Raw genomic sequence first — 12,726 nt, forward strand, 5'->3', positions numbered from 1 at the left:
CGCGCGGCCGGGCGGCGCGCGGCGCGGGTCGACCGCGGGGAGCGGCCGGGGATCAGCGGCCGAGGCCGGCCATCAGCGTGTACTTGAGTTCCACGTATTCGTCGAGGCCGTACTTCGAGCCTTCGCGGCCGAGCCCCGATTGCTTGACGCCGCCGAACGGCGCGACTTCGGTCGAGATGATCCCGTCGTTGACGCCGACCATGCCGCTCTCCAGCGCACCCGACACGCGCCACGCACGGCCGAGGTCGCGCGTGTAGAAGTACGCGGACAGCCCGAACGGCGTGTCGTTGGCCGCGGCCACGGCCTCTTCCTCGGTCGCGAAGCGGAAGCAGCCGGCGACGGGGCCGAAGGTTTCCTCTTCGGCGATCAGCATGTCGGCCGTCATGCCGGTCAGCACGGTCGGCTCGTAGAACGTGCCGCCGAGCGCGTGACGCTTGCCGCCGGTGAGCGCGTGCGCGCCCTTCGCGGTGGCGTCGGCCACGTGCCGCTCGACCTTGCCGAGCGCCGCTTCGTTGATCAGCGGCCCCTGGTCGACTTCACCCGCGAGCGCGTTGCCGACACGCAGCTTGCGCACGGCATCTGCGAGCTTGCGCGTGAACGCGTCGTACACGCCGTCCTGCACGAGAAAGCGGTTCACGCATACGCAGGTCTGGCCCGTGTTGCGGAACTTCGACGCGATCGCGCCTTCGACCGCCGCATCGAGATCGGCATCGTCGAACACGATGAACGGCGCGTTGCCGCCGAGTTCGAGCGACAGCTTCTTCAGCGTGTCGGCCGACTGCTTCGCGAGCAGCTTGCCGACCCGCGTCGAACCCGTGAACGACAGCTTGCGCACGACGGACGAACTCGTCAGCGTCTCGCCGATCGCGACCGCGTCGCCCGACACCACGTTGAACACGCCGGCCGGCACGCCCGCGCGCTCGGCGAGCACCGCGAGCGCGAACGCGGACAGCGGCGTTTCCTCGGACGGCTTCAGCACCATCGTGCAGCCGGCCGCGAGCGCGGGGCCGGCCTTGCGCGTGATCATCGCCAGCGGGAAATTCCACGGCGTGATTGCCGCGACGACGCCGACCGGCTCGCGCGTGACGACGATCTGCGAGTTCGGCTTCGGGCTCGGGATCACGTCGCCGTACATGCGCTTCGCTTCTTCCGCGAACCATTCGAGAAAGCTCGCCGCATACGCGACTTCGCCACGCGCTTCGGCGAGCGGCTTGCCTTGCTCGCGCGTCAGCAGCTCGGCGAGCGCGTCGCGATGCTCGAGCATCAGCTCGCCCCAGCGCTTCACGCGGGCGCCGCGTTCCTTCGCGGTCAGGGCGCGCCATGCCGGAAACGCGTGTGCTGCCGCATCGATTGCGCGTTGCGTGTCGTCGGCGCCGCCTTTCGCGACCTTCGCGATCGTCTCGCCGGTTGCCGGGTTCAGCACCGGATAGGTTGCATCGCTCGCGCCATGCGATTCGTGCCATTCACCGCCGATGAAATGGCCAGTCCTCAGAAATTCATTCATTGTGTGTCGTTCCTTCAGTGCGTCGGAGCCTCGGTCCTTCATTCCGTCACGAAACTGCCCTGCGCCGGACGCGATTCGCGCGCGATGCGCTTGCCGGCCGTGTAGTCGTTGATCAGGTCGCACGGCGTGTAGTTGCGTTCCAGCTCGTGCAGCTCTTCGTCGGTGAGCTGCGTTTCGAGCGCGCCGAGCGCGCTGTCGAACTGCGCGACGGAATCCGCGCCGACCAGCATGCTCGCGATGCCGGGGCGGCTCAGCACCCATGCCTGCGCGATCTGCGCGGGTGGCACGCCGCGGCGCTTCGCGACCCTCGCGACGGATGCGGCGATCGCGAGCGATGACGCATCGCCGTACATCTGCGCGGTGAAGAAGTCGGTCTGGTTGCGCGTCGATTGCGGCTCGCAGGTGAGCAGGCCGCGCGCGAGCGGGCTGAACACCGATACGCCGACGCCCTGGTCGATGCAGTACGGCACCATCTCGCGCTCTTCCTCGCGATACGCGAGGTTCAGCTGCAGCTGCATGTTGATCGGCTTGTCCCAGCCGTTTCGTTCGCAGGCCTGCATGATCTTCGCGAACTGCCACGTGTACATCGTCGACACGCCGATATAGCGCGCCTTGCCCGCGCGCACGATGTCGTGCAGCGTGCTCATCGTTTCCTCGACGGGCGTGTTCACGTCGAAGAAGTGCAGCATGAAGATGTCGACGTAATCCATCCCGAGGCGCTTCAGCGATCCGTCGATGCCGTCGAGCACGTGCTTGCGCGAATGGCCGCCCGCGTTCGGATAGCTGCCCATGTCGTAGCCGACCTTGGTCGTCACGACGAGCTCCTCACGGCGCGCGTTGCGCTTCAGGATGCGGCCCACCACTTCCTCGCCGACGCCCGTCGAATAGAAATCCGCGAGATCGATGAAGTTGACGCCGGCGTCGAGCGCGCGGCGCACGATCGGCTCGCTCTGCGCTTCGTCGAAGATCCAGGGCTTCCATTCGGGGGTGCCCATGTTCATCGTGCCGAGACACAGGCGGGACACCTTCAGGCCGGACTGGCCGAGGCGGACGTATTCCATGTTTCCTCCAGATGCGGCCGTCCGTCGCGCGTCGGCCGCTTGTCGTCGTCAGTTTTTCTTCGGGGTGTAGAACGGGTTCGACACGTCGCGCGCGGCGGCGAACACCGCGTCGCGATGCGGCAGCCCTTCCATCGCTGCGACGATCGCGTTGCGGCACGCGCGGTAGTTGTTCTCGAACACGGCGTCGAGATCGTCGGTCTGCGGGTTCACCCAGTTCGCCGACACGACGACCCAGTCGTTCTCCGCTTCGGGCGGCAGCGTGCCGTTCTCGAGCGCTTCGGCCACGGCTTTCGCGATGCCGGCCTGCGATGCGCCCCACGTGGCATTGCCGTGGAAATCGCCGGCGATCTGCGCCTTGTTCACGTACAGCGTGAGCGGCTTGGTCGGCACGCCCGGCTGCGCGATCACGACGAACGGCGCATGGCCGGCCGACGGCGTCGCGAGTGCGGTGGCGAACGCCTGGCCCGCCGGGCCGTTGCGCGGGCCGACCAGCACGTTGATGTGCGCAAGGTTGACGCCGGGGCCTTCGAAGCCTTCGCCGATGTAAAGCTGCCTGGGTTGGGATGCGGTCATTGCGGTGTCTCGTCGATGAGGTGGGTGTGAGGCGATTGTGGTGGGCCGGGATGCGGCCGGTGAATCGATGTTTTCTGATCGGGCCATGAGTTTTCGTCGTCTCCGGGAAAGCCCTGAATCCGGCACGCGAATGCCCGCCGGGCGGGCCTCGGCCGTGGTCGTAACGGCGGGCGGGGCAGGATCGGCGGGTGGGCATTCGCGTACCGGCTCCGGGTTTGTCATACCCGGGCAGGGGTTGGAGGGCCGAGCGCATCCGGACAACAATCGGCGTACTCCGAGCCCTATCTTTCGTCTTCCCTTCTTTTTTCGAAAGCGAGTAATTTCGATGGCTGCCATTCAAAAGCCCGATTGGTCGAAGCTCAGTTCGCTCGATCCGGAACTGATCCGGGCATTCGTCGCGGTCGTCGAAAGCGGTGGCTTCACCGCGGCGGCCCGGCAACTGCATCGCACGCAATCGACGATCAGCCTGCGCATCCGCACGCTCGAGGAGCGGCTCGACACGCACCTGTTCATGCGCAACAGCCGGCGGCTCGAGCTGTCGCGCGACGGCGAGAATTTCCTGATCCATGCGCGCCGGATCATCCAGGTGCAGAACGACGCGATCCTCGCGCTGAAGCAGGCGAGCAGCGACCGCGGCGTCGTGCGCTTCGGGCTGCCCGAGGACTATGCGGAGCTGTGGCTGCCAGACCTGCTGAAGTCGTTCTATGCGATGCGGCCGGGTGCGCGCCTGCACGTGCATTGCCGGATGTCGCTCGAATTGCTCGAACGGCTGCAGGCCGGCGAGCTCGACGTGGCGCTCGTCGTGCGGCACGGGCCCGGCGCGGGCGGGCGGGTGCTCGGCCGGCACGACGTCGTGTGGGCCGCGCACCGCGATTTCGCGCTCGACCGCCATGCATCGGTGCCGCTCGCGCTGTTCCCGGAAACGTGCTGCTACCGGCAGCGCGGGCTGCAGGCGCTCGCGACGGCCGACCGGTCGTTTCATGTCGTCTACACGAGCCAGAGCCCGACCGGCATCAAGATCGCGGTGAACCACGGCGCGGCCGTGACGATGATCGATCGCTGCACGCTGCCCGAGAACTGGCGCGTGCTCGACGAGTCGGACGGCTTTCCGTCGCTGCCGGCGGCCGACCTCGAACTGCATCGCTCGCCGGGCATCTGCGATCCGCTGACCGACGATCTGGTGTCGCTGATCGAATCGATGGTCGACGAGCGGCGGCGCGCGTCGCTCGAGGCCTTCGCCGCGTAACGGGACGAACTGACGGGCGAACGCGGCGCGGGCGAGGTCGACGCGCGCCGTGGCGCGCGACCCCCTCGCGCGCATGACGACCGCACGGCCGGCCGCCGCCCGCTGGCGTGTTGTGTCCCCGATGCCGTTTTTTGCATCGGCGGTGCGTTTTTTTGCACGACGTTTATGTCGTCTCTTCTAAGCTGGGGATGTGTCGAACAGCCGAGACGGCTTCCGTCCGCTCCATGACCTTCATTCATCCCGTTCCCGCCTTCAATGCCGCCGGCCGCCAGTTGCACGCCGGCGCACGCAGCAACGTCATTCCTTTCCCGCCGCCGCGCCCGCGCCTGCAGTTGCCCGTCACGCTGACGGCCGACTCCGGCGAACACGCGCACGCCCGCCTCGCGGCGCTGCTGCATTCCCCGCTCGGCGTGTACGTCGTCAGCGCGCGCGCCGTGCGCGACGTGGTTCACGTGCACTTCGACATCGCGCCGGAAGACCTGGATTTCACGCTGCACATGCTGATCGCGCAGCAGGCCGATGCGGTGATCGGGCCGGTTGCGCGACGGTTGCGCATCGGGCCGAAGGCGCGGTGAAGCGAGGAACGGTTATTGCTCGCTCCTGAATGGCTTGTCTGATCCGCCGCCCGATTGCCGGTCGCCGTGCTGTCCGTCGACGGACGGCGGACAGGCGCGCGGCACCGCGTGCGCGGCGCCGATCCTGAATACGGAGGGGTCATGGACCTCATGGAAGCAGTACCTGTCGCGCGGCCGGAAAGCCGCCGCGTAAGGACGGCATCGCTGCCGTCGGGCCAGCAGCTCGCGCGTCAGCTCGTGACGACGGTGCGCGTGGCCGAAGTGCTGCTGCATCAGGCGATCGTCGTACCCGACCGGCATCAGTGGTCGGTCGACACCGAAGGGGTCGACGCGGCCGGCGGGCCGCTCGCCGCGTGGGAAACCTGCGTGACCTGGCGGATCGGCAAGATGTTCGCGTCGACGGTCAGCCCGGCCGCGCGGGTCAACGATCGCGACCAGGTCGCCGTCGAGATCCGGCTCCGTTTGCCCGAACAGGACTATGTGGCGGAGCGGCGCGTGAGCACCTTCGGCCTCCGCCACGGCAACACGTTCGGCGCGGCGCTTTCGGTCGCGTCGGGCGCGCAGTGGGGCTGGCAACGCAAGGAGCACGTCGCGCCGGAACACCGGCTGGTGCGCGGCGATACGCTCGAGGCGCTCGTCGATACGGTCGCCGCGACCGTCAACGCGGCGCTGGGCGCGGCCGGGTTCGGCGCGACGCGCTGATCACGCGTCGCCGGTCTGCCCGGTCTGCCGCTGCAGGTCTTCCATCAGCTGTTCCGCGAGAAAGTCGCACGGCGGCCGTTTCGATTTCGTGCTGCGCGCGAGGATCAGCTCGAGCGGCGGCAGGTCGGGCAGCCCGTGCGAGCGGCCGAGCATCGACAGCTGCGCGGGAATCGCGCAGCGCGCGAGCGGCGCGACGGCCAGGCCGGCTTCGACCATGCTGAGGAGCCCGAGCAGGCTCGGGCTTTCATAGGAGGTGCGGTACGGCACCTTGGCGCGCTCCAGGCTGCGGATCGCGTTCTCGCGGGCGACGCTGCCCGGCATGAACACCGCGATCGGCAGCGGCCGCTCTTCCCACACGCGCGGCCCGTTCGTCATCGCGGCCCACGCCATCGGCTCGTGGCGGATGAAGTCGCCGGACAGCCCCTTGATGCGCGTGCCGCACACGAGATCGACGGTGCCGTCCTTGATCAGCGGCGCGAGCGCGCTGCTCGGCAGCCCCATCACCTGGATCTCGACCTTCGGGTAGGTCGCCGAGAATTTCTTCAGGACCGACGGCAGCAGCGACGATGCATAGTCGTCCGGCACGCCGATCACGACCTTGCCGGTCACTTCCGGCCGCACCACGGCCGCCCATGCCTCGTCGCGCAGCGCCAGCATTCGTCTGGCGAATCCCAGCAGCACCTCGCCTTCGCGCGTCAGCACGATGCTGCGCGGCTTGCGCACGAACAGCGGCCGCCCGATCGCGTCCTCCAGGCTCTTGATCTGCATGCTCACGGCCGACTGCGAGCGGTTCACGGCCTCGGCGGCGCGGGTCATGTTGCCGGTTTCCGCGACGGCGACGACGGTGGCCAGCACGTCGTGATCGAGCATCTTCATGGGTATCAGGAAAACTGAACGTAACGATCAGCATTATGCGTTTTTATTGTTGCTGTGTGTCTGCCATAGTGCGATCACGCTGACGTTTCACCCGAGGGTGGCGCGGCGTTCGGGCCGGCCGAGCCGGCGTGCAGCACTGAACAGGAAAGCGTGGTGTCTCGATGATGGACCATCCGTTGCGCGCCGCACTGGCCGCGGAATTGCATGCCCGGCCGTTCCTGCGGCTCGCCGAAGCCGTGTCGCTCACGCATTACGCGATCTACGCGGACGGCCAGCCCGACATCCACGAAACGCTGCTGCACGCGCTGTGCCGCGAGACCGGCATCGCCGCGCCGCACGAAGGCGCGACACACTACGCAGTGCAGTCGCCGAGCGGCTGGCACCTGAAGTGGGAACGCCACACCGAATTCTCGACCTTCACGTTCGTCGCGCCGCGTCGCGACACCGGCTATTTCGACGATCTCGCGATCGAAGGCATTCCGGCCGCGTGGTTCGCGCGGCTGGCCGGCATCCGCTTCGTCGCGGTGCGCATGGAGCTGCTGTCGGGCGACGCCGCGCGGCTCGTGTGCGGCGACCTGCGCCGCTGGATCGACGGGCCCGCGCTCGTCGGCAGCAACGTGCTCGGCGGCGGCAAGGTGTTCTGCGACTGGCACGTGCGCGACGACGGCTTCATGCGCTTTCTCGTGGTCGACGAGGATTTCCGCGAGGAGCAGGGCGGCCGGCTGCTGCAGCGCCTGTATGAAATCGAAACGTACCGGATGATGGCGCTGCTCGCGCTACCCGTCGCGCGCCGGATGAGCCGCGAACTCGACGAGATCCACGCCGCGCTGCATGCATTGATGCAGCGGATGGACGCAAGCGGCGCGGACGGCGACGACACGGCGCTGCTCGTCAAGCTCACGCATCTCGCGGTGCGGGTCGAATCGCTGTCGGGATCGGGCGCACGTTTCAGCGCATCGCGGGCGTACGAAAAGCTCGTGCTGGCGCGCATCCACGAGCTGCGCGAGGAGCGTATCGAAGGCATGCCGACGATTGCCGAATTCATGGAGCGCCGCTTCGCGCCGGCGATGGAAACCTGCCGCAGCGTATGGGCGCGCCACGAGCAGATCGCCGCGCGGATCGCGCGGGCGGTCGACCTGCTGCGCACGCGCGTGAATCTTGCCCAGGAAAAGGACGTGACGCGCCTGCTGGCGGGCATGGAACGTACTGCACGCAATCAGCTTCACTTGCAGCACGCGGTCGAAGGGCTGTCGGTGGCGGCCATTTCGTACTACGTGCTGTCGCTCGCGACGGCGGCGTTCAAGGCGCTGCATGTGATGAACCTGCCGGTCGATCCCGAGCTGGCGGAAGGCCTGCTGATCGCGCCGGTCGTGTTCGCGGTGATTCACATCACGCGGCGCACGCGCGCGCAGCTGGCGCGATCGGAGGCCGCGCACGACGGCGCGCCGGTGCATGCGGCGGCGTTGAAGCAGGTAGGTTAGAACATCGAAAACACAATCAATGAAAGGAATGGAGATGACTTTTTCGCAGAAGCAACCGGCGTTCTTCAGCGGTTTCGATGCCGCGTTCGATGAGCCGGCGATGGATGAGCCGGGTGCGTCGGACGAGCCGCGCGTGACGTCGTATCAGGCCGTGCTGCAGGAGCCGATGACGTCGCTCGTCGGGAATACGATCGATCGACCGGACGTCGCGGCGGTGGCGATTCTCGGGTACAACTGACGCGATGGCTTGCCCCGGTCCGGGGCAACGCCGGCCTTCATGACCCGGCACGTCTCGAGACGTGCCGGGCGCGGTTCACTTTCCTTTGCCCCCTTTCCCCGCCTGCTGCGCCAACGCCAGTTCGACGAACGCGCGCGCAGCTGCGCTCCGGTACGCCCCCTTGCGCTGCAGCAGCACGGCCGTGCGCCGCAGGACGGCCGGATCGAGCGCGACGGCAGCGAGATCGTCGTGCCCGGTCGCGATCGTCGCCGGCAGCAGCGTCGCCAGGTTCGTGCGGCGCACGATCTCGATCACCGCCCCCAGTGAATTCGCTTCCATCAACACGCGCGGCCGCACGTCGTGCTCGCGGAAATAGCGGTCGATCTGCACGCGTGTCGCGAACTCGGCCGTTAGCAGGACGAGCGGCGCGTCGTGCAGCGCGCGCAGGCCGGCCTTGCGTTTGCCGGCGAGCGCATGCCCGCGGTTCACGACGAGCGCGAGCGTTTCGACCAGCAGCGTTTGCGCTTCGATATCCGCCGTCTGCACGTCCTCGAACGCGATGCCGACATCGAGCTCGTCATCGACGAGCAGCGCCTCGATGCGCTCCTGCGACATCTCGCGCACCGACAGCGACACGTCCGGATAGCGGCCGTGAAACGCCTCGACGAGCGGCCCGACGAGATAGCTCGTGAAGGTTGGCGTGACCGCGATCCGCAGCGAGCCGCGGCTCAGATCCTGAACGTCGTGAATCGCGCGCCGGCCTTCCGCGAGATCGTGCAGCGCCTGCCGCGCATAGCGGAAATACACGTCGCCGGCATCGGTCAGCCGCGTCACGCGCCCGGTGCGGTCGAACAATTGCGCGCCGAGCGTCTCCTCGAGCTGGCGGATTTGCTGGGACAGCGCGGGCTGCGACACGTGCAGCGCGGCGGCCGCGCGCGTGAAGCTGCGGTGCTCGGCGACGGCGAGGAAGTAGTGGATGTGGCGCAGCAGCATGGCGGTTCCTATAAGTCCTGCTTATCGGGCAGATCATAAATCAGTCTTTTACGTTATTGGAAGTCCGGCGTAACCTGCCCTTCATCGATTCCACCTGCACCGGAGAACACACGATGAAGGACATCATCGAAGGCTTCCTGAAGTTCCAGCGCGACGCCTATCCGGAACGCGCCGCGCTGTTCCGCGATCTCGCGCGCAGCCAGAACCCGCGGGCGCTGTTCATCTCGTGCTCGGACAGCCGGCTCGTGCCCGAACTCGTCACGCAGCGCGAACCGGGCGACCTGTTCGTGATCCGCAATGCCGGCAACATCGTGCCGTCGTACGGCCCCGAGCCGGGCGGCGTGTCGGCATCGGTCGAATACGCGGTGGCCGCGCTGCGCGTGACCGACGTCGTGATCTGCGGCCATTCCGATTGCGGCGCGATGACCGCGATCGCCACCTGTCAGTGCATGGACGCCATGCCGGCCGTCGGCCACTGGCTGCGCTACGCCGATTCGGCGCGCGTCGTGAACGAGGCGCGCACGCATCGCAGCGAACGCGAGCGGATCGACTCGATGGTGCGCGAGAACGTCGTCGCGCAACTGGCGAACCTGAAGACGCACCCCGCCGTGCGGCTTGCGCTCGAAGAAGGGCGTCTCGCGCTGCACGGTTGGGTCTACGACATCGAATCGGGCTGCATCGACGCCTACGACGGCGCGACCGGCCGGTTCGTTTCCCTGGCGGACCATCCCGAGGTCCGCGCCACGCCCGCGACGCTCCCCGTCGCGGCCTGAATCGCTCCTATCCCACCACGAGGAATTGCCATGATCCAGTCCCAGCACAGCCAGACCGCCCGCCACGCATTGGCGGAGACTATCGTGCTCGCGAAGGCGCGCAAGAACCTGTCGTTCGCGCAGCTCACCGAAGGCACGGGCCTGAGCGAAGCGTTCGTGACCGCCGCGCTGCTCGGCCAGCATGCGCTGCCGGCGGAAGCCGCGCGCAGCGTTGCCGACAAGCTCGGCCTCGACGACGACGCGGTGTTGCTGCTGCAGATGATCCCGCTGCGCGGCAGCATCGACGATCGCGTGCCGACCGACCCGACCATTTACCGGTTCTACGAAATGCTGCAGGTGTACGGCACGACGCTGAAGGCGCTCGTCCACGAGAAGTTCGGCGACGGCATCATCAGCGCGATCAATTTCCGGCTCGACGTGACGAAGGTCGACGATCCCGAAGGCGGTTCGCGCGCGGTGATCACGCTCGACGGCAAGTACCTGCCGACCAAGCCGTTCTGACGCCGGCGCGGCGCCGTGTCAGCGGTGCCGCGCAGGTTCCCGCCCGACGTGCGTTGGCCGCCGGCCGGCGCACGTTCCCGCCATTCCGTTTCAACGAGGACGCAGCCATGGATTTTGTGAAGCGCACGATCGATCTCGCGATGAAGAACGTGGAAGAGGGCGGCCGCCCGTTCGCGACGGTGATCGTCCGCGACGGCGAGATCGTCGCGGAAAGCCCGAACCTCGTCGCGCAGACCCGCGACCCGACCGCGCACGCCGAGATCCTCGCGGTGCGCGATGCGTGCCGCAAGCTCGGCACCGAGCACCTGAGCGGCTGCGAGATCTACATTCTCGCGAGCCCGTGCCCAATGTGCCTCGGTTCGCTGTACTACTGCAGCCCGAAGCGCGTGATCTACATCACGACGCGCGAGGACTACGCGCCGTTCTACCGCGACGACCGCAAGTATTTCGAGCTCGACACGTTCTACGCCGAATATGCAAAGCCGATCGACGAACGCCGGTTGCCGATGGTGCAACAGAAGCACGGCGATGCGATCAACGTCTACCGGCGCTGGAAGGAACTGAACGCGAAGTGACGTGACCCGCGCGGCGCACCGGCCGCGCGTGGCAGCCGCCCGGCTGCTCGTTTTCCCCACCCTCCGTTTCACCCGGCGGCGCGCATGCCGCCGGGCGTCCGCGCTGCTGCACGGGGCCGGCTCGTGCCCCCGTTTTCCCGCCTCGCCAAACATCGATCCCGTTCAATGTCCGGAACCGAAATCCGCGATCCAAAAGGTTTTTGACGAGTTTAAAAATTCGCACTGGAGACGACAGAAACGCGCGGAAAGCCCGATGAAAACCGATGAAATCTTCACGACAGCCGGCGCGACGCCCCCGGTCGGTCGCCACTGATGGCCGCCGATCGCCGTGCGTTCCCTCATCCCTGTTTCGTTGCGCCATACGTTCCGGACGAGGCGTCGCTCGATTCCTCTCCGCCAGCACCGTGCGACCGCCCGGCCGGTCGTGCCTGACGCCTGAGATTCGCTTACCTGCTTACAACGGACCATCATGAAACGGGATTCATTCAGTACACCTGATGCGATGCATCGCCCGGCGACGGACATGCTCAAGCCGAACGACACGTTCGTGCGCATCGAAAACGTCGTGAAGAAGTTCGGCGACAGCACCGCCGTCGACAACGTGAACCTGACGATCGCGAAAAACGAGCTGTTCGCGCTGCTCGGCAGCTCGGGCTGCGGCAAGTCGACGTTGCTGCGCATGCTCGCCGGGCTCGAGACCGCCACCTCCGGCAAGATCTTCGTCGACGGCGAGGACCTCGCGTCGCTGCCGCCGTACCGTCGCCCGGTGAACATGATGTTCCAGTCGTACGCGCTGTTCCCGCACATGACGGTCGAATCGAACGTCGCGTTCGGCCTCAAGCAGGAAGGCACGCCGAAGCACGAAATCAAGGAGCGCGTGGCCGATGCGCTCGCGCTCGTGCAGATGAGCAAGTACGCGCAGCGCAAGCCGCACCAGCTCTCCGGCGGCCAGCAACAGCGTGTTGCACTTGCTCGTTCGCTGGTGAAACGCCCGAAGCTGCTCTTGCTCGACGAGCCGATGTCCGCGCTCGACAAGAAGATCCGCCAGAAGACCCAGCTCGAACTCGTGAACATCATCGAGAAGGTCGACGTGACCTGTGTGATGGTCACGCACGACCAGGAAGAGGCAATGACGATGGCCAGCCGCCTCGCGGTGATGAGCGAAGGCAAGATCGTGCAGATCGGCGCGCCGGGCGAGGTGTACGAGTTTCCGAACAGCCGCTTCTCGGCCGAGTTCATCGGCTCGACCAACCTGTTCGAGGGCCGCGTGGTCGAGGACGAGCCCGATCACATCTTCGTCGAGAGCGACGACCTCGAGGCGCGCATGTACGTGAGCCACGGCGTCACCGGCCCGCTCGGCATGCCGGTCGGCATCTCGGTGCGCCCGGAACGCATTCACGTGTCGCGCGAAAAACCCGACTCGAAACACAACTGGGCGCGCGGCGTCGTGACCGACATCGCGTACATGGGCAGCTACTCGCTGTACCACGTGCGCTTGCCGAGCGGCAAGACGGTCGTGTCGAACCTGTCGAGCTCGCACCTGATGAACGACAACGCGCCGGCGTGGAACGACGACGTGTTCGTGTCGTGGTCGCCGGCCAGCGGCGTCGTGCTGACGCAGTGAGGACGCCACGATGAGAACCTCCGCT

Annotated in this window: 14 protein-coding genes; 9 read left to right on the plus strand and 5 right to left on the minus strand. The window is 67.1% G+C overall.

The window, feature by feature from the left end; genetic code table 11:
* Window positions 1–52: 52 nt before the first annotated feature.
* Genes F3J15_RS35150 through fae form a run of 3 tightly spaced genes read right to left on the minus strand, consistent with a single transcriptional unit; the run spans window position 53 to window position 3,138 of the window.
* The gene (locus tag F3J15_RS35150; protein WP_166897054.1) at window positions 53–1,504 is read right to left on the minus strand and encodes an NAD-dependent succinate-semialdehyde dehydrogenase; all 1,452 of its coding nucleotides are present in this window, start codon (window positions 1,502–1,504) and stop codon (window positions 53–55) included.
* Between the two features lie 38 nt (window positions 1,505–1,542).
* A complete protein-coding gene (locus F3J15_RS35155) occupies window positions 1,543–2,565 on the minus strand; it encodes an aldo/keto reductase (protein WP_089446963.1) in 1,023 nt (340 codons plus the stop codon).
* Between the two features lie 48 nt (window positions 2,566–2,613).
* Window positions 2,614–3,138, minus strand: coding sequence for a formaldehyde-activating enzyme (gene fae, locus F3J15_RS35160; RefSeq protein WP_031397394.1), 525 nt, complete (start codon window positions 3,136–3,138; stop codon window positions 2,614–2,616).
* 325 nt (window positions 3,139–3,463) lie between these two features.
* On the opposite strand from fae, the gene F3J15_RS35165 reads away from it, so the two are divergent.
* The 3 genes from F3J15_RS35165 (at window position 3,464) to F3J15_RS35175 (ending at window position 5,661) form a co-directional block, all read left to right on the plus strand.
* Window positions 3,464–4,384, plus strand: a complete 921-nt coding sequence (locus F3J15_RS35165; protein WP_039369879.1) for a LysR family transcriptional regulator — start codon at window positions 3,464–3,466, stop codon at window positions 4,382–4,384.
* 224 nt (window positions 4,385–4,608) lie between these two features.
* The gene (locus F3J15_RS35170) at window positions 4,609–4,959 is read left to right on the plus strand and encodes a hypothetical protein (RefSeq protein WP_069250625.1); all 351 of its coding nucleotides are present in this window, start codon (window positions 4,609–4,611) and stop codon (window positions 4,957–4,959) included.
* A 141-nt stretch (window positions 4,960–5,100) separates the two neighbouring features.
* Window positions 5,101–5,661 (plus strand): hypothetical protein, encoded by a 561-nt coding sequence (locus F3J15_RS35175; RefSeq protein WP_089486636.1) that lies wholly within the window; start codon window positions 5,101–5,103, stop codon window positions 5,659–5,661.
* Here the strand turns inward: F3J15_RS35175 and F3J15_RS35180 are convergent, their stop codons facing one another.
* On the minus strand, window positions 5,662–6,537 hold the full coding sequence (locus tag F3J15_RS35180) for a LysR family transcriptional regulator (RefSeq protein WP_011356411.1): 876 nt from the start codon (window positions 6,535–6,537) through the stop codon (window positions 5,662–5,664).
* A 161-nt stretch (window positions 6,538–6,698) separates the two neighbouring features.
* Here F3J15_RS35180 and F3J15_RS35185 point away from each other — a divergent pair, with 161 nt between their 5' ends.
* Both F3J15_RS35185 and F3J15_RS35190 read left to right on the plus strand, forming a co-directional pair.
* Window positions 6,699–8,018 (plus strand): DUF3422 domain-containing protein, encoded by a 1,320-nt coding sequence (locus F3J15_RS35185; RefSeq protein ID WP_166897057.1) that lies wholly within the window; start codon window positions 6,699–6,701, stop codon window positions 8,016–8,018.
* A gap of 34 nt (window positions 8,019–8,052) precedes the next feature.
* The gene (locus tag F3J15_RS35190; RefSeq protein WP_069252835.1) at window positions 8,053–8,256 is read left to right on the plus strand and encodes a hypothetical protein; all 204 of its coding nucleotides are present in this window, start codon (window positions 8,053–8,055) and stop codon (window positions 8,254–8,256) included.
* A 75-nt stretch (window positions 8,257–8,331) separates the two neighbouring features.
* Here F3J15_RS35190 and cynR read toward each other — a convergent pair whose 3' ends face one another.
* A complete protein-coding gene (gene cynR / locus F3J15_RS35195; RefSeq protein WP_166897062.1) occupies window positions 8,332–9,228 on the minus strand; it encodes a transcriptional regulator CynR in 897 nt (298 codons plus the stop codon).
* Between the two features lie 113 nt (window positions 9,229–9,341).
* On the opposite strand from cynR, the gene F3J15_RS35200 reads away from it, so the two are divergent.
* The 4 genes from F3J15_RS35200 (at window position 9,342) to potA (ending at window position 12,701) form a co-directional block, all read left to right on the plus strand.
* Complete coding sequence (locus tag F3J15_RS35200; protein WP_166897065.1) at window positions 9,342–10,001, plus strand: carbonic anhydrase; 660 nt, start codon at window positions 9,342–9,344, stop codon at window positions 9,999–10,001.
* A gap of 30 nt (window positions 10,002–10,031) precedes the next feature.
* A complete protein-coding gene (cynS, locus tag F3J15_RS35205; protein ID WP_166897067.1) occupies window positions 10,032–10,502 on the plus strand; it encodes a cyanase in 471 nt (156 codons plus the stop codon).
* 107 nt (window positions 10,503–10,609) lie between these two features.
* Window positions 10,610–11,077 (plus strand): nucleoside deaminase, encoded by a 468-nt coding sequence (locus F3J15_RS35210; protein ID WP_166897070.1) that lies wholly within the window; start codon window positions 10,610–10,612, stop codon window positions 11,075–11,077.
* A gap of 502 nt (window positions 11,078–11,579) precedes the next feature.
* Window positions 11,580–12,701, plus strand: a complete 1,122-nt coding sequence (gene potA / locus F3J15_RS35215) for a polyamine ABC transporter ATP-binding protein (protein WP_240159327.1) — start codon at window positions 11,580–11,582, stop codon at window positions 12,699–12,701.
* Window positions 12,702–12,726 lie beyond the last annotated feature (25 nt).

This window comes from Burkholderia sp. Ap-955 (genome assembly GCF_011753045.1).
In the GTDB taxonomy this organism is placed as follows: Bacteria; Pseudomonadota; Gammaproteobacteria; order Burkholderiales; family Burkholderiaceae; genus Burkholderia; species Burkholderia lata_D.

Bases quoted from the DNA above. Each gene is read 5' to 3' on its own strand.
- F3J15_RS35150 (WP_166897054.1), bottom strand. From the start codon at position 1,504: ATGAATGAATTTCTGAGGACTGGCCATTTCATCGGCGGTGAATGGCAC.
- F3J15_RS35155 (WP_089446963.1), bottom strand. From the start codon at position 2,565: ATGGAATACGTCCGCCTCGGCCAGTCCGGCCTGAAGGTGTCCCGCCTG.
- fae (WP_031397394.1), bottom strand. From the start codon at position 3,138: ATGACCGCATCCCAACCCAGGCAGCTTTACATCGGCGAAGGCTTCGAA.
- F3J15_RS35165 (WP_039369879.1), top strand. From the start codon at position 3,464: ATGGCTGCCATTCAAAAGCCCGATTGGTCGAAGCTCAGTTCGCTCGAT.
- F3J15_RS35170 (WP_069250625.1), top strand. From the start codon at position 4,609: ATGACCTTCATTCATCCCGTTCCCGCCTTCAATGCCGCCGGCCGCCAG.
- F3J15_RS35175 (WP_089486636.1), top strand. From the start codon at position 5,101: ATGGACCTCATGGAAGCAGTACCTGTCGCGCGGCCGGAAAGCCGCCGC.
- F3J15_RS35180 (WP_011356411.1), bottom strand. From the start codon at position 6,537: ATGAAGATGCTCGATCACGACGTGCTGGCCACCGTCGTCGCCGTCGCG.
- F3J15_RS35185 (WP_166897057.1), top strand. From the start codon at position 6,699: ATGATGGACCATCCGTTGCGCGCCGCACTGGCCGCGGAATTGCATGCC.
- F3J15_RS35190 (WP_069252835.1), top strand. From the start codon at position 8,053: ATGACTTTTTCGCAGAAGCAACCGGCGTTCTTCAGCGGTTTCGATGCC.
- cynR (WP_166897062.1), bottom strand. From the start codon at position 9,228: ATGCTGCTGCGCCACATCCACTACTTCCTCGCCGTCGCCGAGCACCGC.
- F3J15_RS35200 (WP_166897065.1), top strand. From the start codon at position 9,342: ATGAAGGACATCATCGAAGGCTTCCTGAAGTTCCAGCGCGACGCCTAT.
- cynS (WP_166897067.1), top strand. From the start codon at position 10,032: ATGATCCAGTCCCAGCACAGCCAGACCGCCCGCCACGCATTGGCGGAG.
- F3J15_RS35210 (WP_166897070.1), top strand. From the start codon at position 10,610: ATGGATTTTGTGAAGCGCACGATCGATCTCGCGATGAAGAACGTGGAA.
- potA (WP_240159327.1), top strand. From the start codon at position 11,580: ATGCATCGCCCGGCGACGGACATGCTCAAGCCGAACGACACGTTCGTG.